This is a genomic window from Sinorhizobium alkalisoli, assembly GCF_008932245.1.
Classification (GTDB): Bacteria; Pseudomonadota; Alphaproteobacteria; order Rhizobiales; family Rhizobiaceae; genus Sinorhizobium; species Sinorhizobium alkalisoli.
In genome coordinates this window covers 1,657,709-1,678,141 of sequence record NZ_CP034910.1, presented here as the reverse complement: position 1 = coordinate 1,678,141, position 20,433 = coordinate 1,657,709, and the positions used below count along the sequence as shown (strand labels likewise).

Below are 20,433 nucleotides of genomic sequence, written 5' to 3'. Positions count from 1 at the left end.
CAAAGAGGCATGCTCTTTAGCAACTGCATGGGCAAGGCGATCGCGCAAATTCAGCGAGGCAGGATTCACAGGGTCCATTCCAGTAGAGGTCAACCACGCCCTCAAGCCGCGCCTCGCTTCGCATGAGGATCGCTGGCGATCGGCCAAATGTCGCGGGGTGCGCGGCGGTAGGGCGTTCTGGTCGGGTCGTTGGGGTAGGGACTTCCCGCCGAGCAATAAAGGATCTTCGCGGCGATCTTCGAAAACGAGGCGTAGAAATGGTTCGTGGACTTGATGACGAGTACTTTCTTCGATCGCGGATCGATGCCCATGACCGAGAAGAGGCTGGGGTCGAAACCCTGGGCGCGGGTCGAATTCAGGATGATGTCGATGCCGCGATAGCGGATGTGCGCGGCGTCCCCGAAGGGCGCCAAGCTCTCGCCGAAGCGCATTTCAGCGTTGCGGACTAGACGCACGACGTTCACGATACCGTCGATCGGATTGCCGGTTCCCGGCGCGGATTTTGCCCCGAAGCGCAACGGAATCTCCGCCCCTTCGCCGGCGGCCATGCAGATCCGCACCGCCATCGGATCCCAGATGGTGCCAATCGCCGCATCGGTGACGCCGCTGGCGAGCAGTTCCTGAAGCACGACAGTGGCATCGCCGGCCGTGCCGCCACCGGGATTATCCCACATGTCGGCGATCACCACCGGTCCGACGGGCGTTGCGATTGCCTCGGCGACCGCCTGGCGCGCGTCGATCTCGGGCATGCGGAACATTCCGCGCTTGGCGAAGAGCTCGAGACCAAGGTTCCTGGCAAGTTCCTGGCCCTTGTCCGGGCGGGCATTCGTCACCGCAACTATTTTCGTGCCCATCTCCGGCACATCTCCGGCCATGAAGCCGTGCACCACCGAAAGCGACAGCACCTCCGGATCCTCCTTCTCGATCCGCATGAGCTTGTCGACGAAGCTGCGCATCGGTTCGCGGGACGTCGGAAAGACGTCGATCATCCGGCAGTCGAAAACCGACATGACCGGCCGCACACGGCCTTCGAGCGTGTCGACGGCAATGCGCCAGAGATCCTCGGCGCGGTCGACGAAATCCGTGTGCGGGAACTCCTTGAAGAAGACGAAGAAGTCGGCCGCCGCAACACGGCTTCCCGTCAGGTGGCTGTGCGGGTCGAGCTCGGCGCAGACGAGCACGTCGGGGCCGACGATCTCGCGCACGCGGGCAAGAAGATCGCCCTCCGTGTCCTCGTAGCCGTCGGCGACCATTGCGCCGTGCAGACCGAGCACGACGGCGTCGACGGGTTGTGCTGCGCGCAGCTGCCCGAGAATTTCGTCACGCAACGTCTCATAGGTGACACGGTTGACCAGACCGGCGGGATCCGCCCAGGCGGCCGTTCCCTCGATCAGGCGCCAGCCCCTTTCCGCGGCCACGCGTCGACCGACGGTGATCGGCGCCGTGCAGAGCGTCGGCGTCTCGGGATGCTTGCCGGGCGGCGCATAGAGCGAGGCTTCAAAGGCGCGCCTGTCGATGCAGATGGGGGAGAAGGTGTTCGTTTCGGTCGCAAGCGCCGCCGTGAAGATCCGCAATGCCGTCGCCTTCCCTCAATCCACGCCCATGGGGTTCGGCAGGTAGCCGGTGAAGCCGCAGATCTTCCAGCGGCTCTCTTGCCGGCGGCAATAATAGACCGTTTGCCACCTCAACACATCGAATTGGCCGTCCGCCCTCCTGATGCGCCCGTCGAACTTCTTGCGGGCAAGCGCCAGATCGCCATTTATCTCGATGTCCTCGAGCGTCGTGGCGGAAAAAATCGCCGCGCGCGGATCCTCGACAAAGGATTGCCCGGCAAAATCCCGTGCCTGCCGCAGCCACTCGTGCCGGTAGGCGGCGAGAGTGGGGAAGGCGAGGCGCCATTCGTCCGGGTTCGCTTTCCGTTGCCCGTCGATGGCGATGAATTCCTTCTCAAGGAAATCGTCGGCCACCATCGACCAGTCGGCGGCAAGGAAGGCGTCGATGTCCCGGCTGACCAGCATTTCCCAGATCGAATGTCGGGCGTGGTCGCTCGGCGCGAACGGATTCTCAACAGGATTCCGCATCTTCCTCCTCATTATTGAAATAATTTTCATAAGTTGCGTTTTCTGCTAGCCAAAATCCCCGTTGTGTGGTGATTTGTCAATCAATGACGAAAATAATTTGCATAAAGAGATGTCGCGCCGCCTTGCCGCGATGCGGGCCGCGCCGGTTGAATGAGGGTCGACCTCCGCCTAGCATGCCTGCTTCTTCCTTTGGTTCCCGTTCGAGGATAAAAACATGTAGAAATTCAAAGCACTACAGCGCCTTCGCCGTGTCAGAAACAGGCGTGGCGCTGTGGGACGCCGGAACCGGGGAGTGGCCGTTCGGGATGGACATTTTTGCGACATTGCAGGAGGAAAAGGAGCGGCTGTCCCAGTCGGAAAGCCGCATCGCCGAAATCCTGTTCACGGATTTCGAGTTCGCCGTAAACGCATCGATCATCGAGCTGGCGGGCCGGGCGGACGTCTCGCCGCCGACCGTCACGCGTTTTTGCCGGCGTTTGGGCTGCGAGAGCTTTTCCGATTTCAAGGTTCAGCTCGCCCGTACCGCCTATGTCGGCATGAGGTATCTCAAGCCCGAGCCGAAGAGCCAGGAGCCGGCCGATGTCGCGCAGGATATCATCGGCAAGGCGCAGAACGCGCTGTTCCTCTTGCACCGGTCGCTCGACGTGGCGGCGGTCGCCGAGGCGGCCGACCGGATGGCCGCCGCCGAGATGATCTATGCCTTCGGTTCCGGAGGCAATTCCTCGATGATCGCGGGCGAGTTGCAGAACCGCCTCTTCCGCCTCGGCCTGCGCATCACGTCGAGTTCCGACCACAGCATGCAATTGATGATGGCGGCAGCGGCGAAGCCGAGAGACGTGATTATCGGCTCTTCCTTTTCGGGGCGAAATGCGGAACTTGTGCGCGCCTTCACGCTCGCCCGCGAGGCGAAGGTTTTGACGATCGCGCTGACGCAGAGCGACAGTCCGGTTGCCGCTTCCGCCGATATCGCCGTTCCGGTCGATCTGCCGGAGGGCAACAACATCTATCGTCCGACATCCACCCGCATCGCCTATCTGGCGCTGGTCGACATCCTCGCAAGCCTCGTCGCCTACCGGGTGCAGCCGCAGGCGACCGAGACGCTCAGACGCATCAAGCAGCAATTGGTGACGCACAGGGATGGCGACGACCGCCAACTTCTTGGAGATTGATATGCCAGGGCAAGCCCGCTCGACTAGATCCGTTGCGATCGTCACCGGCGCCGCCGGCGACATCGGGCGTGCCATCAGTTTGCGGCTGAGCGACGGCCACGATGTTATCGTGCTCGCCGACCTTGACGGCGAAGCCGCCGGTGGGCTTGCCCGTGATCTCGGCGAGGGCCGTTTCGTGGCGATCGCCTGCGATGTCACCGAGGCCGCGAGCGTAGCGGCCATGGCGACAGCGGCCGCGGGTCTCGGTACGGTGACAACGCTCGTCAACAATGCGGGCGGCGCCCGCGCCGTCAGCCTGCAGGAGACGACGCCGGAAGTCTGGCGGGGCGATAATGCGCTCAATCTGGAGGCCGCCTTCCTCTGCTTCCGAGCGGTCGAGGACATGCTGAAGGAGAGCCGCGGCTCCGTCGTCAACATCGCCTCGGTGAACGCTGTCGGCGTCTTCGGCCATCCGGCCTATAGCGCCGCCAAGGCGGGCCTTCTGCACCTTACGAGGCTGATCGCCGTCGAATATGGAAAATTCGGCATACGGGCGAATGCCGTGGCGCCGGGCACGGTGCGCACGCACGCGTGGGAGGCGCGTGCCCGGGCCAACCCGCAAGTCTTCGAAGAGGCGCAGCGCTGGTATCCGCTGCAGCGCATCGTCAATCCCGAGGACGTCGCCAATGCCGTGCACTTCCTGGCAGGACCGCAGGCGAGTGCCATCACGGGCGTCTGCCTGCCGGTCGATTGCGGGCTCACCGCCGGGCAGGCCGAGCTTGCCCGCACATTTTCGCAGTCCAGCCACTATTGAACCTACTGGAGGATGCGCATGCAGCCGGTCTCTTATCGCCTCGAATCTGCCTGGCAGCCGGAAGGCGGCGCCAATGGACGCTTCACCTTCACCTTTTTCAATCTGTCGGAGGCGCCGCTCAGCGGCTTTCGTCTGGTCTATACCTCACTCACCCGCGTCATCGATCCGAGCGCTTGCGAGAATGCGATTTTCCTGCGCCGCAATGCCAATTTCCATGAATTCGCGCCGCCGGACGATCTGACGCTGCAGCCGGGAGAAGCCTGGTTCTTCACCGTCGGCGGCCTGCACCGGCAGGCGAAACATTGCGTGGACGGGGCGAAGTCGGCCTATCTGACGCTTTCGGATGGCCGGCATCTGCCGGTCGCGGTTTCGGATCTGCAATTGGACGGAGCGAAAAGCGAGCCCCCGCCTGCACGGCTGCCGGAAGGGCGGTTGGAGCTCCCGTTTTCGCTGCAGCCCTGGCCGGCCGCAATCGACGCGGAGCCGGGGGAGGGACTGCCGGTGGTTCTCTTTCCGGCGGAGGGCAGCCGCTCGCAGGACATCGCGGCGATGTCGGACGTTCTCGCTCTCTTCCATCGGCTGTTTCCCGCAGGGCATGCCCCCTTCAGTCTCGCGCCCTCGGCACAGGGGCGGTCGGTTGCGTTTGCGCAGAAAGAACATCTGGGACAGGAGGCCTATGACCTTGAGTTCTCCGGTGGGGAGATCCGGCTCGGCTACGGCTCACCCGCAGGCCGCCAATACGGGTTGACGACACTGGCGCAGCTTCTCGACGGCGCGCGCCATCACCCGGGGACGTTCCGTTTTCCGGCTTCCGGCACGATCCGCGACGCTCCGCGCTATGGCTGGCGCGGTTGCCATCTCGATGTCTCCAGGCAATTCTATCCGACGGCAGACGTGCTGCGGCTGATCGACATTCTCGCCTGGTTCAAGCTCAACATCTTCCATTGGCACCTGACGGACGACGAGGCCTGGCGGCTGGAGATCAAGGCCTTTCCGACTTTGACGACACTCGGGGTCTTGCGCGGGCCGGACGAGCCGCTGCTGCCGCAACTCGGCAACGGCGCCGAACCGGTCGGCGGCTATTATGGCCAGGAGGATGTCCGGGAAATCGTCGCCCATGCGGCGGCGCTGAATGTCGAGGTCGTTCCGGAGATCGACATTCCCGGCCACAGCACCGCCGTGCTCGCCGCGCTTCCGGAACTCGCCGACGGGCAGGAGGCACCGGAAAGCTACCACTCCGTCCAGGGTTACCCGAACAATGCGCTCAACCCTGCGGTCCCGCTGACCTACGAGTTCCTCGCGAAAGTCTTCGATGAAATGGTCGATCTCTTTCCGAGCCGCTATATCCATATCGGCGGTGACGAGGTAGCGGACGGATCCTGGCTAGCCTCCCCGAAAGCCCGCAGGCTGATGGAAGAGGAGGGCATTTCCGGCACTTTTTCGCTGCAGTCCTTTTTCCTGAAGAAAGTGAAACAGATGCTGACGGCGCGCGGCCGTAGCCTCGTTGGCTGGAACGAGGTCGCCCATGGCGGCGGCGTCGGTGCCGAGGACACGCTCTTGATGGCCTGGGAAAATCCGAAGGTCGGCATCGATCTGGCGCGCGACGGCTATGATGTCGTCATGACCCCGGGCCAGGCCTACTACCTCGATATGGCGCAGGCGGACGCCTGGCAGGAGCCAGGTGCAAGTTGGGCGGGAACGTCAACGCCGGAACACACATATGCCTACGAAGCCGAGGGCGAATTTCCCAAGGAACTGAGGAGCCGGATGAGGGGCGTGCAGGCCTGCATCTGGTCCGAGCACTTTCTTTCGCGCGGCTATTTCAACCGGCTGGTCTTCCCGCGCCTGCCGGCGATTGCCGAGGCGGCCTGGACGCCGAAGGACAAAAAAGACTGGCTGCGTTTCGCGGCGATCGCGCCCTTGAGCCCAATGCTGTGAGGCGGCCATGCGGATCGCCGTCGGTGGTATTCATACGGAGTGCAGCACCTACTCGCCGGTTCTGATGACCGTCGACGATTTCCGGATCCTGAGGGGTGAAGAATTGCTGCAGGTCGGTGCCTTCAGCTTTGTCGAGGCGGATGGCGTGGAGCCTCTTCCACTCCTCCATGCGCGGGCCGTGCCCGGCGGCCCGGTATCCCAACCGGCCTATAACGTTCTCAAGAGGGAGTTTCTGGACCGGCTTCGCTCTGCCCTGCCGATCGACGGGCTCTATCTCGCCATGCATGGCGCAATGAACGTCGACGGCATGGACGATGCCGAGGGCGACTGGATCACTTCCGCTCGCGCGATCGTTGGCCCCGATTGCCCGGTCGCGGTCAGCTACGACCTGCACGGCAATGTCAGTCAGCGGGTCGTCGATGCGATCGACATTTTCGCAGCCTACCGGACCGCGCCGCATATCGACACGGTCGAAACCATGGTCAGGGCCTGGTCGATGCTGGTCAAGGCGTGCGGCAAGGGAATGCGTCCCGGCGTTGCCTGGGCGCCGGTGCCGGTGCTGCTGCCGGGCGAGCGCACCTCGACAGAAGACGAGCCGGCGGCAAATCTCTATCGTGCGCTGGCGGAAATCGACAGGCGTCCTGGCATCCTCGATGCCAACCTGATGGTCGGCTACGTCTGGGCGGACGAGCCGCGGGCGACCGCCTGCGCCGTCATCACCGGTCTCGAGAGGGTCGCGGCCTCGAAAGCGGCGGAAGAAATCGCCGCAAGCTATTGGAATGCACGGAAGAAGTTTCGTTTTGGGCCTGTCACAGGCCCGCTCGAGGATATGCTCGCCATCGCCGAAAGGTCGACCAACAGACCCGTCATTCTCGCCGATTCCGGCGACAACCCGACCGGGGGCGGCGTCGGTGACCGCACCGATGTGCTGAAGGCGCTTCTGGCTCGCGACTGGACGGACGCCTTGATCGCCGGCATTGCGGATCGGCCGGCCGTAGACGCCTGTTTCGCAGCCGGCGAGGGTGACTGCCTGAACCTGAGCATCGGCGGCAGTCTCGATCGATCGAGCGCGAGCGTTGCGGTGACGGCCGAGGTCGTGCGGCTTGATAATCCGGGCGCTTCGGCGGAGCGGCAGGCGGTGATCCGGGTCGGGGGAATCATGGCCGTCCTGTCGGCGCGGCGCCGGCCTTATCACGCGCTGGAGGATTTCCGGCGTCTCGGCCTCGAGCCGGAGGCCATGCGGCTGCTCGTCGTGAAGTCCGGTTATCTCTCGCCGGAACTGGCGCCGATTGCCAAGCCCAACCTGATGGCGCTGACGGACGGCGTCGTCAATCAGGACATAGCGAGCCTCGCCTGCGAACGCCGCCGACGCCCGATGTTCCCTTTCGATTCCGAATTCGAGTTCGTGCCGAGGTCGCGCCTGTCGAGACGGTGGAGCGAGAGCTGATTCCCGCCGGCCGTCAGAACACGGCGAGATATCTCAGCAAGGAAAGAATTCCGATGATGATCACGATGGCCTGGACGATCTGCTTGGTGCGGCCGTCCAGCGCCAGCCGGTTGACAAGGTAGAGCACCAGGACGACGACGAGAAACGTAATCAGAATGCTGATCAACACGGACATCTTACCCCCGCTTCCATGGATGAATGCTTTGCGGCCATAAGGCTTTAACTATGGAGCGTATGTCGAAAGGGAAGATCCTCCCGCAAGAATTGCATTGAACCGCCGGTGGTTCCGCCAGGCCGCAGAGAAGGAGGCCGCTGCGGCGGCCTCCTTCTTCCGTCAGTTCCCGAGAATGGCGGGCAGGCGCAGTCCCTGTTCCTTGGCGCAGTCGATCGCGATGTCGTAGCCCGCATCCGCGTGACGCATGACGCCGGTCGCCGGATCGTTCCAGAGTACCCGCGCGATGCGGCGCTCCGCCTCCTCGCTGCCGTCGCAGCAGATCACCATGCCGGAATGCTGTGAGAAGCCCATGCCGACGCCGCCGCCATGGTGCAGCGACACCCAGGTTGCCCCGGAGGCGGTGTTGAGAAGCGCGTTGAGCAGAGGCCAGTCTGACACCGCATCGGATCCATCCCTCATCGCTTCGGTCTCGCGGTTCGGCGATGCCACCGAGCCGGAATCGAGGTGGTCGCGGCCGATGACGACCGGGGCCTTCAATTCGCCCGTGCGCACCATCTCGTTGAAGGTGAGACCGAGGCGATGGCGGTCACCGAGTCCGACCCAGCAGATGCGCGCCGGAAGCCCCTGAAAGGCGATGCGTTCGCGCGCCATGTCGAGCCAATTGTGCAGGTGCTCGTCGTCCGGCAGCAGTTCCTTGACTTTTTGATCCGTCCTGTAGATGTCCTCCGGATCGCCGGAAAGGGCAGCCCAGCGGAACGGTCCGATGCCCTTGCAGAAGAGCGGGCGAATATAGGCGGGCACGAAGCCGGGGAAGTCGAAGGCACGCGCCAGGCCCTCGTCCTTCGCGACCTGACGGATATTGTTGCCGTAGTCGAGCGTCGGGATACCGGCGTCCCAGAAGGCGAGCATGGCTTCGACATGCTCCCTCATCGAGGCGCGGGCCGCCTTTTCGACTGCCTTCGGGTCGCTTTCGCGCCGGGCCTTCCATTCGGCCATGGTCCAGCCCTTCGGCAGATAGCCGTTGATCGGATCATGCGCCGAGGTCTGGTCGGTGACCATATCGGGACGAATGCCGCGGCGGACCATTTCGGGCAGGATTTCCGAAGCATTGCCGAGCAACCCGACGGACTTCGCCTCGCCGGCCTTCGTCCAGCGCTCAATCATCGTCATTGCGTCCTCGAGCGTCTCCGCCTTCTCGTCGAGATAGCGGGTGCGCAGGCGGAAATCGATCGAGTCCGGATTGCATTCGACCGCGAGGCATGAGGCACCGGCCATGACGGCCGCCAGCGGCTGCGCGCCACCCATGCCGCCGAGGCCGCCGGTCAGGATCCACTTGCCCTTGAGATTGCCGCCATAATGCTGGCGCCCGGCCTCGGCAAAAGTCTCGTAGGTGCCCTGTACGATGCCTTGCGTGCCGATATAGATCCACGAGCCGGCCGTCATCTGGCCGTACATCGCAAGGCCCTTCTTATCCAGGTCGTTGAAATGATCCCAGTTGGCCCAGTGCGGCACGAGGTTGGAATTGGCGATCAGCACGCGCGGCGCATCCTTGTGGGTGCGGAAGACGCCGACGGGCTTGCCGGACTGCACGAGCAGGGTCTCGTCCTCGTTCAGGTCCTTGAGCGTCGCGACGATGCGGTCGAAATCGGCCCAGGTCCGGGCAGCGCGGCCGATGCCGCCATAGACGACGAGTTCGTGCGGGTTTTCCGCAACGTCCGGGTCGAGATTGTTCATCAGCATCCGGAGCGGCGCCTCCGTGAGCCAGCTCTTCGCGTTGAGTTCGGTTCCGCGCGGACTGCGCACCTCGCGGATATTGTGGCGCGGATTGTTGATGTTCATGCCTCACTCCTTGAGCGTTTGAGGTCGAATGCCTTTGTCTCGATGCGTTCCAGTATGGCCTTGAGATGGGCGCGAAGCCGTTCGGCCTTGGCCGCGTCGAGCGCGAAGGGCGGCGCCTCCATTGCAAGATGCGTCGACTGCGCCAGTTCCATCTGGATCGCGTGTACACCGTCTTCCGGTCTGCCATAGTGTCGGGTCGTCCAGCCGCCCTTGAAGCGTCCATTCAGGACATGGTTGTAACCGATTGCGTTTGCAGCACATTCGTCTGCCGCAGTCTCGATTGCCGGGTCACAGGTCCGGCCCATATCCGTGCCGATATTGAAGTCCGGCAGCTTGCCCTCGAAGAGGAAAGGAATATGCGAGCGGATCGAGTGGCAGTCGTAGAGGACAGCGATGCCGTGGATCGCCTTGACGCGGGCGACCTCTGCCGCAAGGGCCGCATGATAGGGCGCGTGAAAGTCGCGCAGCCGCGCGGCGATGTCCGCGTCTCGCGGGCCTTCGCCTTTCTTCCAGATCGCCGCACCGTCGAAATCGGTCTCCGGCACAAGGCCGGTCGTGTTCTGTCCCGGATAGAGGCTGACGCCTTGCGGATCGCGATTGGCGTCGACGACGTAGCGATGGAAGGTCGCCCGCACTGTCGTCGCTTCCGGCAGCAGGCCCTCGTAGAGCTCGTGAATATGCCAGTCGGTGTCGGCAAGAAGCCGGCCGTTGTCGTTCAACCGCTGCCAGATCGGCGGCGGCACGTCTGTGCCCGTATGGGGAAAGCCGAGGATGACGGGCGAGGTGCCGCGCCGGACTTCGAAGACGGCCATGTCAGCTCTCCAGGTCCGGCAGGATGCCGTCGGAGACGGCGGCGGCGAGCCGGCCGGTGGCGACGAGTTCGCCGGCCGCCCGCAAGTCATCGGCCATGTAGCGATCCTCGGCGATCGTCGGCGAAACGGCGCGCACGGCAGCGGCGGCCTTCTGCAGTTCGGGGCTGGTCGTCAGAGGCGCCCGGAACTCGATGCCCTGCACGGCGGTAAGGGCCTCGATGCCGATGATCGAGAAGAGGTTGTCGGTCATCTGCCCGAGACGGCGGGCGCCGTGGCAGGCCATGGAGACATGGTCTTCCTGGTTGGCGGAGGTCGGCGTCGAGTCGACCGATGCGGGATGAGAGAGCTGCTTGTTCTCCGACATCAGCGCGGCCGAGGTGACCTCGGCAATCATCAGGCCGGAATTGAGCCCGGGGTTTCTGGCAAGGAACGCGGGCAGGCCGTAGCTCAGCGCGGGATCGACGAGAAGCGCGATCCGCCGCTGCGAAATGGCACCGATCTCGCAGACCGCAAGCGCGATCTGGTCGGCGGCGAAAGCCACCGGCTCGGCGTGGAAATTGCCACCGGAGACGACGGAATCGTCCGAGAGCACCAGCGGATTATCGGTCACGGCATTTGCCTCGACCGTCAGCGTGGCGGCAACGGAGCGCAGGAGATCGAGACAGGCGCCGTCAACCTGCGGCTGGCAGCGGATGCAGTATGGATCCTGCACACGCTCGTCGCCTTCGACATGGCTCTGGCGGATGGCGGAGCCTTCGAGCAGGCGGCGAAGCGCGGCGGCGGTGTCGATCTGACCGCGATGGCCGCGTAGCGTGTGGATGTCCGGGTGGAAGGGGGCGGATGAACCCATCGCGGCATCCGTCGAGAGCGCGCCCGTGATGAGCGCTGCCTGCGCGGCGCGATGGGTGCGGAAGAGGCCGGCGAGTGCCAGCGCCGTCGAGACCTGTGTGCCGTTGATCAGCGCCAGGCCTTCCTTGGCGACGAGCGTGACGGCGGAAAGCCCGGCTGCCCGCAGCGCCGCCATCGCCGTCATGCGCTCGCCCTGGAAGAAGGCTTCGCCTTCGCCCATCATCACTGCGGCCATGTGGGCGAGCGGCGCGAGATCGCCCGAGGCGCCGACCGACCCCTTTTCGGGGATCAGGGGAACGACGCCGCGCTCCAGCATCGACTCGATAAGACGCACGAGTTCCAGCCGCACGCCGGAGGCGCCGCGCCCGAGCGAGATCAGCTTGAGCGCCATGATCAGGCGCACGATGTTCTCCGGCAGCGGCTCCCCCACGCCGCAGCAATGCGACAGGATGAGGTTGCGCTGCAGGGTCGCCACGTCGGCGCTGTCGATCTTGATCGATGCCAGTTTGCCGAAGCCGGTATTGATGCCATAGACCGGGGCCTCGCCGGCAGCGATCTCGGCAATCCGGGCGGCTGCCTTCTCTATCGGGGCGTCGGAGGCGCGATCGAGCCGCGCCGGCTCGCCGGTCCAGAAGATCGTCTGCAGGTCCCTGAGCGGAACCGAACCGGGTTTGAGGATGATGCTCATCGGAGGGTCCTTTCACCCTTGAATACGCGCTCGTGCAGGGGATTGAAGCCGATGCGGTAGATCAGTTCCGCCGGTTCATCGATGTTCCAGATTGCAAGGTCGGCGGACTTTCCGGCTTCGATCGTGCCGGTCTCATCCAGAATGCCGAGTGCACGCGCCGCTTCGCGGGTGGTACCCGCCAGGCACTCTTCGACAGTCAGTTGGAAGAGGGTGGCCGACATGTTCATCGTCAGCAACAACGAGGTCAGCGGTGAGGTGCCCGGATTGCAGTCCGTGGCGACGGCAATGCGTGCGCCGGCAGCGCGAAGCGCTTCGATCGGCGGCAACTGCCTTTCGCGGAGCGTGTAGAAAGCGCCTGGCAACAGGACCGCGACGGTTCCCGCCTCCGCCATGGCGGCGGCCCCTTCGGCATCGAGATACTCGAGGTGATCCGCCGAGAGGGCGCCATAGGAGGCGGCAAGCTTGGCTCCTCCGAGATCGGAAAGCTGCTCAGCATGGAGCTTGACCGGGAGTCCGAGCGCCGTCGCCCGGGAGAAGACGCGTGCGATTTCCGCCGGTGTGAAGGCAATGCCCTCGCAGAACCCGTCGACCGCGTCGACGAGGCCCTCGGATTGGGCACGGTCGAGACCGGGCAGGACGACCTCATCTATGTAGGCACCGTTCCGGCCCTTGTATTCCAGGGGCGTGGCGTGAGCGGCGAGATAGCTGGTGACGATGCGTACGGGACGGCGTTTCTCCAATTGCCGCGCCGCACGCAACATCTTCAGCTCGGCATCGATATTGAGGCCGTAACCGGATTTGACCTCGACCGTCGAAACGCCTTCGCAGAGCAGGGCGTCGAGCCGTGGAAGCGCCACGTCGACGAGTTCGTCGACCGAGAGTGCATTCGTCGCCAATACGGTGGAAGCGATGCCGCCGCCGGCCTTTGCGATCTCCTCGTAGGTCGCGCCCTCCAGCCGCAGCTGAAACTCGCGGGCGCGGTTGCCGCCGTGAACGATATGCGTGTGGCAGTCGATGAGGGCCGGCGTCATCCAGCGGCGATCGCAATCGACGACGTCGTCGGCTTTGAAAAGGTCCGATGGCAGCTCGCCTTCGGCGCCCGCAAAGACGATCCGGCCTTCCCGAACAGCGACGGCGCCATCTTCTACAACGCCAAGCGGACCTAGATCCTCACGAAACGTCGCCAGGCGCAGATTGCGCCACAGGCTCGTCCGTTTCGTGCCGGCGATTTCGCTTGCATTCATCCGTTCCGCCTCCCTGATGCAGCATAATGTATATACATAACGCGAGGGCTGCAAGAAGAAAATCGCGCCCTCGGACCGGAGGTAGGATGGCGCGGGGCAGGCGAGGAGCCAAAAGGAAAAGCCCCGGAACCGCTTGGGTCCGGGGCTTCGAAATCAGACTTGTTGCGGCGAGCGTCGGAGACGGCGCGGCGCCGTCGAGGGCCGACGCATTTCTCAGGCGGGATGATGCATCTCGGACAAGCAGCGCTCGATAAGTGCGACGAAGCGGTTTCCGGCGACCTCAAGCCGGCCGCTATTGTCGATCACCGTCACGTCTGGGCCAGCGATGATTTCGGGCGCCTGGCGCGTCAGGCGGCGCAGCACGTCCGCCTCGCTTTCGCGTCCCCTCTCTGCGAGGCGCCGGGCGAGAACCGGCGGCTCCGCCGTAACGAGCACCACCGAAATCTCACCGAATGCGGCGCGGAAGGCCGGCAAGGCCGTGCGGCTGCCGTTGACGATCGCGATCATGCCGCTTGCGACCTTGGCGGCGATCTCCCGCGGAACGCCATAGCTCAAGCCATGCGCCTGCCACGAGACGGCGAATGCGCCGCATCGGTGCATCTCCTCGAACTCCGCGGCAGAGACGCTTTCATGCACTTCGCCGCCGGCGTCCGAAGGCCGCGTGATCACCCGCCGGACGAAGAGGATATCCGGCCGATTTGCGAAATGGCTGGCGGCAAAACCCATGACGCTGTCCTTGCCGGCCCCGCTCGGACCGACTACGGCAATGAGAGTCCCGCGACTTTTTTCTTGTCCAATCATGCGACACGCCTCCCTTCACGCCAGACGGAGCGGACCACCGGAACACCCTCGCGCCGATGGACGCGGGCGATGTCGGCCCGCAGCCCGATCGCAATCCGGCCGCGGTCGTCGAGCCCCACGGTACGCGCCGGCGTTGCGGTGACCATGGCGATCGCCTTCGGCAGGTCGATCGTCTCGATCTCGTCGGCGAGCACGAAGGGCGCATGGATCAGGCTGAACGGCACATAATCCGAAGACAACACGTCGAGCACGCCGCACTCGGCCAGGTCTCGTGCGGCAATGTTGCCCGAATGCGACTTGCCCCGTACGACATTCGGCGCGCCCATCAGCACGCTGAGGCCGGCGCGGTGCGAGGCTTCCGCCGCCTCGAAACTCGTCGGAAACTCCGCCAGGCGGACGCCATAGCCGATCGACTCCTCGACATGATCGGTCGTCGCGTCGTCATGACTGGCGATGGCGATCCCGCGGAGTATACAGGCCTCGGCAAGCGCCGTGCGGTGGGGTGTGGCATAGCGGGCGGAGAGCGCCAGCTGGCGCTCGACGAAGGCGGCAAATGCCTCGTCGGACAGTCCGCGCTTGGTTTTGTAATAGAGCGTGTATTGATCCATCGTCTGGAATTGGCGCTGGCCGGGCGCGTGGTCCATCAGCGATACCAGCCTGACCTGCGGATCGTTCTGGAAGTCCTCGAACTGATCGAGAACATCGGCGGTCGACACCTCGCAGCGCAGGTGGATCAGGTGGTCGGCTCTGAGGCGCCCCTCGTCCTTGGCCTTTGCCAGCGCATCGGCCATGCTGCGCATCTCGCCCTTCGGGAAACCGTTGTCCTCGTCGGTGCCGAGCCGCAGGCAGTCGAATACCGTGGTAATGCCGGAGGTGACGACCTGCGCGTCATGGGCCTGGAGGGCGGCGATCTTGAGCCATCGCACGCCCGGCCGCGGCGAATAGTGCGCCTCCAGATGGTCCGTGTGGAGCTCGATCAGGCCGGGCAGCAGATAATCGCCCTCGAAATCCTCGCCGGCGCGGCTTGCACCTTCCGAAATGTCGGCAATCCGACCGTCTCGGATCTGCACCGAACCGTCGACGATGCGATCTTCCAGGACGATGCGGGCATTGGTCAGAACCTGTTCATTGCTCATGTCATGCGATCTTTCGTGTGGATGCGCTGCCGAGCGGCAGCAGGGAATGAACGGTAAAGGGCGTGCCGCGGCTGGTCTCGGCAAAAAGCGCAATCGTGTCGATGGCAAGCGGCCTGCCGATGAATTCGGCGAAAGCGGCTTCGAGCGTTTCCCGCACGAGATCCTGCATCTCCTCCGGCACCGGTCCGGTGAGCGTGAGATGAAACTGGAACTCCTCGAAAACATATGGGTAACCCCAGGCAGCGAGGTATTCCCGCTGGCGCGGTGTCAAGCTCTCCGGGTTCCGCCGCGCGATATCCGCTTCCGAAAGCCGCGCCCTGAAGGGCTCGAAGCGCCGCACGGCCTGTGCAGCCAGGTTGCGGAGCGGCGGGCAATCCTCCTTTGCGATCAAGGCGAAAAAAGGCCCGAGCTGGTGAAGCGCGATTTCCGGCACGACGAAGGACTCGGTCTCGGCGGCAAATTCGTCGAAAGCGGCAATCAGCTCGGCCTCGCTGCGGCCCGGCGCGAGTGCGAAAGGCGCCTTCAACGTGCCGTGGAAACCGTAGCGGCGCGGTTCGGCCGTCAGGGCAAGCTGCCGCTCGGGCGTGAAAACAGGGTCTTCCGGCCATGCCAGGGCGCCACCGGTGAAGGCGTCTCGGCCGAGCCAATGGGCTGCCGTCAGCGACAGCCGGTCATCGGCCGGCGGCGCGAAGTAGATTGCGTAACGCACGGGCTTCACTTTCCGTATCGAATTGCCGCGACCTGCGGCAATGAGCTATTCGCGGGGTGAGTTGCGCAGCTAGCTGATTTGCGTGACAACATCCTGATGCCAAAGCGCGAAAGCCTATCAGTGCACCTTGCCTCCCACCAGCCGCGAGCGGCACGCGTTCGAGATGCTGTCGAAAAAGAAGACAACCATCAAGATCAAAAGCACCATATAGGCGACATTTTCCCAATCCGAATTGGTGCGCATCGCTTCCCAGAGCTTGAGCCCGATTCCCCCGGCGCCGACGGCGCCGATGATCGTGGCCGAACGCGTGTTCGACTCCCAGAAATAGAGCGCCTGGCTGGCAAACACAGGCAGAACCTGCGGCAGTACCCCGAAGCGCTGCACCGCAATCGGCGCGGCGCCGACGGATTTGACTCCTTCGCGCTGCCTGTCGTCGATGTTTTCGAGGGCCTCGGAGTAGAGCTTGCCGAGGGTGCCGGTGTCGGTGAAGAAGATCGCCGAGATGCCGGCGAGCGGTCCGGGTCCGAAGGCGCGGGTGAAGAAGAGCGCCCAGATGAACATGTCGACCGAGCGCTGGAAGTCGAAGAAGCGTTTGACGAGTTGATTGGTGACGCGGTTTGGCGTGATGTTGCGCGCCGCCAGGAAGCAGAGCGGAAAGGCGACCAGCGAGGCGAAAAGGGTGCCGACGAAGGCCATGACGATCGTCTGAAGGAGCTTGGTCCAGACGTCGAGATGCTGCCATTCGGCATTATAAAGAATGTTGTCCCAGGCGAGCCCGAGATTGGAGCGCGTCGGGTCGATCCGGTCGCCCGACAGGATCAGTGATACCACTTCGCCGTAGGGCTTCCCGAAGAACGGCGACTCGGTGTCGAACAGGAAGTTCGCCCAGCCGAAAAAGCGGTTGCGGATCGAGACCTCGCCGCCTTCGACCTCCGCCCAACCGGTCAGACCGAAGGAGAGCGTGATCTTTTCGCCCGGCCGCTTCTGTTTCGCCCAGCCTGGTAGTGGATCTTGCGGCGTCACTACGTCGGCGCCGTCGACCGCCATGGTGAAGGTCTCTCCGGCATGGGTGGCCCGCACCAGCCTGTCGGCGACCTCGATTCGCGTCGAGCGGTCATAGGTTATGACCGCTCGTGTAACGACCTCTTCGGTGCGGGTCGTTTCAACAGGCTGCTCGGCATCGTTCTGGCTTCCGCCAAGCGACGCGTTCGGCGCCATGAAACTGAAGGAGGAAGTTGTCTTCGGCTTTGGCGCCTGCGGCACGGCCGCCGGCGTCTCGACGCTGCGCGTCACCGTCTGCTTGTCGAGCGAGACCCATTCCGGGTTCGGATTCTTTCCGAGCGGCGAATTGCGCTGATACGAGACGCTCATCGTACCGTCACGCGCTATCGTGATATCCGGGCGAATCTCGTAGGATACCCAGTCGGCGAGATAGGTTCCGGCGATACCCCAGTTCGCGTTGGCAAGCACGTGGCCGATCGAGAAGAACCACCAGCTGAGAACCAGATACAGTACCAGGCCGGCACCGATCAGAATGGCTTTCCAACGGGTAGTCGGCCGCAAGAGATGCGGGTGACGGGCCGCAATTGCTTCCATTTCACGCGCGCCGGGCTTGGTCGAGGCAATCATGGCGCGCTCCTATTGCGTAAGCTGGAAGGCCTGGTCGCCAACGAGGCGGCGGCGAAACCATGCGGAAAACTGATCGACGGCGCAGATCGTCGCGAAGAGCAGGATGACGATCGCCAGTGTCTTTGCCTGATGCCCCTGGCCGATCGACAGACGCAGGACTTCGCCGATGCCGCCCCCACCGACCGCACCGATGATCGTCGAGGCTCGAACATTGATCTCGAGGCGCAGCAGAAAGTAGCTCATGAAATTCGGGAGAACCTGCGGCACGATGCCGAACCAGACGCGCTCTATCCAGTTGCCGCCGACGGCACGCAGACCCTCCTCCGCCTTCATGTCGGCATTCTCGACCACCTCGAAGAACAGCTTGCCGAGTGCACCGATCGTATGGATCGAAACCGCGGCGATGGCGGGAATGGGTCCGAGCGAAAGGATTGCCAGGAAAAAGCCGGCGATCACCACCTCGGGAAAGGCGCGCAGCACCTCCATTATCCGGCGCACCGCGCCGCGGATCCATGGATTGGGCATGAGGTTTCGCGCGGCCAGAAAGCACAGGATGAAGCCGAAGAAGGCCCCGATCACCGTCGAGAAGATGGCGATGTTCACCGTCTCGAGCATCTTGTGGAAGTATTCAGGGATGTAGATGCTGTCGGTCAGATAGAGCCGGCCGTCCGGATAGTTGTATTTGAAGCTGCCGTCGTCATAGGGCGACGGCAGATCGAACATGGCCCGGACGACCTCCATTCCGTCGCGCGGCATCAGATCGCCAACGAAATCGAAGAAATGCGGCAGGCGTTCGAAGAACTTGCCGGCATTCGAGCCGTTGGCGAACCAGAGTGAGGCAAAGAGCGCCACCGCAAGCGCTGCAAGGCCGGCCCAGGTGTAAAGGCGCCGACGGGCGTTGAGCTCTTGCCAGTGACGGTCCACAAGAGCGCCGTTTTCGCTTAACTGGCTGGATAGCATGGAGGTGGCCATCGGATTCTCGGCGAACGCCGGCCTCTGGATAAGTTGAGACGCGGAAGGCTGGGCGAAGAAACCGCCCGCACTCCCTCTTGCCCCGCGTTGAGCGGGATCCCCAAGGCCGGCTGGATAATCGACTGCCGGCCGCAGATGCGGCCGGCCCGGCGTGGAAGGATTGACGATCAGCCGCCGATCGTCGCCTTGCGAGCGTCGATGATCGGCTTGTAGAAGTCGCTATTGACTTCGACAAAACCGGTGAAGTCGCCGCCCTGGATGGCGGAGAAGCAGGCGGCGTCCGTCTTCGGCAGGTTCATCATGAACTGCTTGAACTTCGCCTTCATGTCGTCGTTCATCGAGGAGCGCACGACGATCGGGCCGTTCGGGATCAGCGGGGACTTCCAGAGCTCGACGAGGTCGTTCATATCGAGAATGCCCTTCTCGACCATCTTGTGCAGGTTGCCCGAAGTATAGCCGTCCTTGAATTCGCCGACGCCCGAACCCCAGGTCGTGCCGGCATCGAAATTGCCCTTGACGACTTCGAGGACGAGGTTCTCATGGCCGCCGCCGAAACCGGTCTCGCCGAAGAATTCCTTCACCGGCGCGCCGATGGCTTCCGGCAGGGTGACGAGGGGAACGAGGTAGCCCGAGGTGGAATCCGGATCGGCGAAGCCGAGCTTCTTGCCCTTGAGGTCCTCGAGCTTGGTGATGCCGGAATCCTTGCGGGCGACCATGATCGAGTGATAGCCGGTCGAGCCGTCGGTCTGGACCGTCGTCAGGATCGGCTCGACGGCATCGGCCTTGGCCAGGTAGATCTTGGCATAGCCGGACGCGCCGAGTTCGGCATAGTCTAGCGTGCCGCCGAGCAGACCCTGGATGACGCCGTCATAATCGGCGGCCGGGAACAGCGAAACCTTTTCGACGCCGATTGCCGCCGGCAGCTTGTCGATCATGCATTGGAAGTTGCGCAGGCGGTCCGCTTCGTTTTCGCCGCCGAGTATGCCGATGCGGAATTCCTTGAGATCTTCGGCCCGGGCATGGCCGACGAGGGCAAAGAGCGCTACGGCGCCAAGAAGAGCTTTCTTCAACATGAGGTTCGTCTCCCGTTTTTCCGGCCGCGCCGGATGACTATCGGTTTTATTGAGGTGCCCTTGACGCGGGCGCTCGATCCTGGCGGGCGTCAGGTGCCGGCCAGTGCCAGCGGCTTGAAGCCGGCCGATGCCGTTTGTTCCTGCGGAACCGCCGCGGGAATATTGATGCTGGTCGAAGTCATCGACTCCTCGATCGGGGTGTCTGCGCCATAGATCTCTGCGACGGCCGCGGCGGTCAGATCGTTCGGTTGCCCGTCGAACACGACGCGACCCTGCGCCATGCCGATGATGCGCTCGCAATAGTTCCGCGCCGTATCGAGCGTGTGCAGATTGGTGACGACGGTAATGCCGTCCCGTTCGCTGATGTCGCGCAGCGCGTCCATGACGATCTTGGCATTGAGCGGGTCGAGCGAAGCGATCGGCTCGTCGGCGAGCAGCACCCTCGGCTGCTGCATTAGCGCACGGGCGATCGCCACGCGTTGCTGCTGCCCGCCGGAAAGGGTGCCGGCCTGCTGCAGAGCCGTCTGTTCGATGCCGAGCCGCTCGAGCGCGCCGATCGCCATGATGCGTTCTTCGCGGCTGAACAGGTTGAGAATGCTCGATACCGTCGAGCGGTGATTGAGCCGGCCGAGCAGCACGTTGGTCAGCACGTCGAGGCGCGGCACGAGGTTGAACTGCTGGAAGATCATCGCGCAATCGCGCTGCCAATTGCGCAGGGCCGCACCCTTGAGCGAGGACACCTCGACGCCGCCGAATACGATCGAGCCCGAAGAGAGGTCGACGAGACGATTGATCATGCGCAAGAGCGTCGACTTGCCCGCACCGGAACGACCGATAATGCCGACCATTTGGCCTTGGGGGATGTCGAAACTGACCGAACTGACGGCGGTTTTCTTGCCGAACCGGCGAGTGACATCCTTCAACTGAAACATGGGCGTGCAGGTCCTCTTGTGGGGAGACCGATGATCGGTACGACCCTGCGATAGCCGCGTTTCGTGAAGGCGAAATGTCAGTTTGGTGTAGGTTCTGTTAAAGTACGGGAAATCCCTTCGACGCGTGGGGGGCTGACCGTGCGGTT

18 protein-coding genes are annotated in these 20,433 nt (G+C 63.7%); 4 read left to right on the top strand and 14 right to left on the bottom strand.

Annotated features, from left to right (window positions below; genetic code table 11):
* Positions 1–101 precede the first annotated feature (101 nt).
* A complete protein-coding gene (locus EKH55_RS25630; protein ID WP_151613666.1) occupies positions 102–1,574 on the bottom strand; it encodes a M81 family metallopeptidase in 1,473 nt (490 codons plus the stop codon).
* A gap of 15 nt (positions 1,575–1,589) precedes the next feature.
* A complete protein-coding gene (locus EKH55_RS25625; RefSeq protein WP_069456787.1) occupies positions 1,590–2,081 on the bottom strand; it encodes a hypothetical protein in 492 nt (163 codons plus the stop codon).
* Positions 2,082–2,386: 305 nt separating this feature from the next.
* On the opposite strand from EKH55_RS25625, the gene EKH55_RS25620 reads away from it, so the two are divergent.
* From EKH55_RS25620 to EKH55_RS25605, 4 genes are read left to right on the top strand one after another with little or no spacing between them, the layout of a single operon-like run.
* Complete coding sequence (locus EKH55_RS25620) at positions 2,387–3,250, top strand: MurR/RpiR family transcriptional regulator (protein WP_069456788.1); 864 nt, start codon at positions 2,387–2,389, stop codon at positions 3,248–3,250.
* Positions 3,219–4,043 carry an SDR family oxidoreductase gene (locus tag EKH55_RS25615; protein WP_192803825.1) on the top strand — a complete coding sequence of 275 codons (825 nt, stop codon included), beginning with the start codon at positions 3,219–3,221 and terminating at the stop codon, positions 4,041–4,043. The genes EKH55_RS25620 and EKH55_RS25615 overlap by 32 nt, the downstream gene beginning before the upstream one ends.
* An 18-nt stretch (positions 4,044–4,061) precedes the next feature.
* Positions 4,062–5,981 carry a beta-N-acetylhexosaminidase gene (locus tag EKH55_RS25610; protein ID WP_151613664.1) on the top strand — a complete coding sequence of 640 codons (1,920 nt, stop codon included), beginning with the start codon at positions 4,062–4,064 and terminating at the stop codon, positions 5,979–5,981.
* A gap of 7 nt (positions 5,982–5,988) precedes the next feature.
* Positions 5,989–7,428 carry a M81 family metallopeptidase gene (locus EKH55_RS25605; RefSeq protein ID WP_151613663.1) on the top strand — a complete coding sequence of 480 codons (1,440 nt, stop codon included), beginning with the start codon at positions 5,989–5,991 and terminating at the stop codon, positions 7,426–7,428.
* 13 nt (positions 7,429–7,441) lie between these two features.
* On the opposite strand, the gene EKH55_RS25600 is transcribed toward EKH55_RS25605, so the two are convergent.
* The 12 genes from EKH55_RS25600 to phnC form a co-directional block, all read right to left on the bottom strand.
* Positions 7,442–7,603, bottom strand: coding sequence for a Thivi_2564 family membrane protein (locus EKH55_RS25600; RefSeq protein ID WP_151613662.1), 162 nt, complete (start codon positions 7,601–7,603; stop codon positions 7,442–7,444).
* A 159-nt stretch (positions 7,604–7,762) separates the two neighbouring features.
* Positions 7,763–9,436 carry a urocanate hydratase gene (gene hutU, locus EKH55_RS25595; RefSeq protein WP_192803890.1) on the bottom strand — a complete coding sequence of 558 codons (1,674 nt, stop codon included), beginning with the start codon at positions 9,434–9,436 and terminating at the stop codon, positions 7,763–7,765.
* Between the two features lie 2 nt (positions 9,437–9,438).
* On the bottom strand, positions 9,439–10,254 hold the full coding sequence (hutG, locus tag EKH55_RS25590; RefSeq protein ID WP_151613660.1) for an N-formylglutamate deformylase: 816 nt from the start codon (positions 10,252–10,254) through the stop codon (positions 9,439–9,441).
* 1 nt (position 10,255) lies between these two features.
* On the bottom strand, positions 10,256–11,791 hold the full coding sequence (hutH, locus tag EKH55_RS25585) for a histidine ammonia-lyase (RefSeq protein ID WP_151613659.1): 1,536 nt from the start codon (positions 11,789–11,791) through the stop codon (positions 10,256–10,258).
* A complete protein-coding gene (gene hutI, locus EKH55_RS25580; protein ID WP_151613658.1) occupies positions 11,788–13,035 on the bottom strand; it encodes an imidazolonepropionase in 1,248 nt (415 codons plus the stop codon). Before hutI ends, hutH begins: the two co-directional genes overlap by 4 nt.
* 213 nt (positions 13,036–13,248) lie before the next feature.
* The gene (gene phnN, locus EKH55_RS25575) at positions 13,249–13,836 is read right to left on the bottom strand and encodes a phosphonate metabolism protein/1,5-bisphosphokinase (PRPP-forming) PhnN (protein WP_151613657.1); all 588 of its coding nucleotides are present in this window, start codon (positions 13,834–13,836) and stop codon (positions 13,249–13,251) included.
* Positions 13,833–14,972, bottom strand: a complete 1,140-nt coding sequence (locus EKH55_RS25570; protein WP_069456796.1) for an alpha-D-ribose 1-methylphosphonate 5-triphosphate diphosphatase — start codon at positions 14,970–14,972, stop codon at positions 13,833–13,835. The genes phnN and EKH55_RS25570 overlap by 4 nt, the downstream gene beginning before the upstream one ends.
* A gap of 1 nt (position 14,973) precedes the next feature.
* Positions 14,974–15,681, bottom strand: a complete 708-nt coding sequence (locus tag EKH55_RS25565) for a DUF1045 domain-containing protein (RefSeq protein ID WP_069456797.1) — start codon at positions 15,679–15,681, stop codon at positions 14,974–14,976.
* Positions 15,682–15,798: 117 nt separating this feature from the next.
* Positions 15,799–17,310, bottom strand: coding sequence for a phosphonate ABC transporter, permease protein PhnE (gene phnE / locus EKH55_RS25560; RefSeq protein ID WP_151613656.1), 1,512 nt, complete (start codon positions 17,308–17,310; stop codon positions 15,799–15,801).
* Positions 17,311–17,319: 9 nt separating this feature from the next.
* Positions 17,320–18,282, bottom strand: a complete 963-nt coding sequence (phnE, locus tag EKH55_RS25555) for a phosphonate ABC transporter, permease protein PhnE (RefSeq protein WP_151613655.1) — start codon at positions 18,280–18,282, stop codon at positions 17,320–17,322.
* A gap of 167 nt (positions 18,283–18,449) precedes the next feature.
* On the bottom strand, positions 18,450–19,355 hold the full coding sequence (gene phnD, locus EKH55_RS25550; RefSeq protein WP_151613654.1) for a phosphonate ABC transporter substrate-binding protein: 906 nt from the start codon (positions 19,353–19,355) through the stop codon (positions 18,450–18,452).
* Between the two features lie 89 nt (positions 19,356–19,444).
* Entirely contained in the window at positions 19,445–20,287 is an 843-nt protein-coding gene (gene phnC / locus EKH55_RS25545; protein ID WP_151613653.1) for a phosphonate ABC transporter ATP-binding protein, read from the bottom strand.
* Positions 20,288–20,433 lie beyond the last annotated feature (146 nt).

Excerpts from the sequence above, each read along its gene's own strand:
- EKH55_RS25625 (WP_069456787.1), bottom strand. The coding sequence starts at position 2,081 with ATGCGGAATCCTGTTGAGAATCCGTTCGCGCCGAGCGACCACGCCCGA.
- EKH55_RS25620 (WP_069456788.1), top strand. The coding sequence starts at position 2,387 with ATGGACATTTTTGCGACATTGCAGGAGGAAAAGGAGCGGCTGTCCCAG.
- EKH55_RS25615 (WP_192803825.1), top strand. The coding sequence starts at position 3,219 with ATGGCGACGACCGCCAACTTCTTGGAGATTGATATGCCAGGGCAAGCC.
- EKH55_RS25610 (WP_151613664.1), top strand. The coding sequence starts at position 4,062 with ATGCAGCCGGTCTCTTATCGCCTCGAATCTGCCTGGCAGCCGGAAGGC.
- EKH55_RS25605 (WP_151613663.1), top strand. The coding sequence starts at position 5,989 with ATGCGGATCGCCGTCGGTGGTATTCATACGGAGTGCAGCACCTACTCG.
- EKH55_RS25600 (WP_151613662.1), bottom strand. The coding sequence starts at position 7,603 with ATGTCCGTGTTGATCAGCATTCTGATTACGTTTCTCGTCGTCGTCCTG.
- hutG (WP_151613660.1), bottom strand. The coding sequence starts at position 10,254 with ATGGCCGTCTTCGAAGTCCGGCGCGGCACCTCGCCCGTCATCCTCGGC.
- hutH (WP_151613659.1), bottom strand. The coding sequence starts at position 11,791 with ATGAGCATCATCCTCAAACCCGGTTCGGTTCCGCTCAGGGACCTGCAG.
- hutI (WP_151613658.1), bottom strand. The coding sequence starts at position 13,035 with ATGAATGCAAGCGAAATCGCCGGCACGAAACGGACGAGCCTGTGGCGC.
- phnN (WP_151613657.1), bottom strand. The coding sequence starts at position 13,836 with ATGATTGGACAAGAAAAAAGTCGCGGGACTCTCATTGCCGTAGTCGGT.
- EKH55_RS25570 (WP_069456796.1), bottom strand. The coding sequence starts at position 14,972 with ATGAGCAATGAACAGGTTCTGACCAATGCCCGCATCGTCCTGGAAGAT.
- phnE (WP_151613656.1), bottom strand. The coding sequence starts at position 17,310 with ATGATTGCCTCGACCAAGCCCGGCGCGCGTGAAATGGAAGCAATTGCG.
- phnE (WP_151613655.1), bottom strand. The coding sequence starts at position 18,282 with ATGGCCACCTCCATGCTATCCAGCCAGTTAAGCGAAAACGGCGCTCTT.
- phnD (WP_151613654.1), bottom strand. The coding sequence starts at position 19,355 with ATGTTGAAGAAAGCTCTTCTTGGCGCCGTAGCGCTCTTTGCCCTCGTC.
- phnC (WP_151613653.1), bottom strand. The coding sequence starts at position 20,287 with ATGTTTCAGTTGAAGGATGTCACTCGCCGGTTCGGCAAGAAAACCGCC.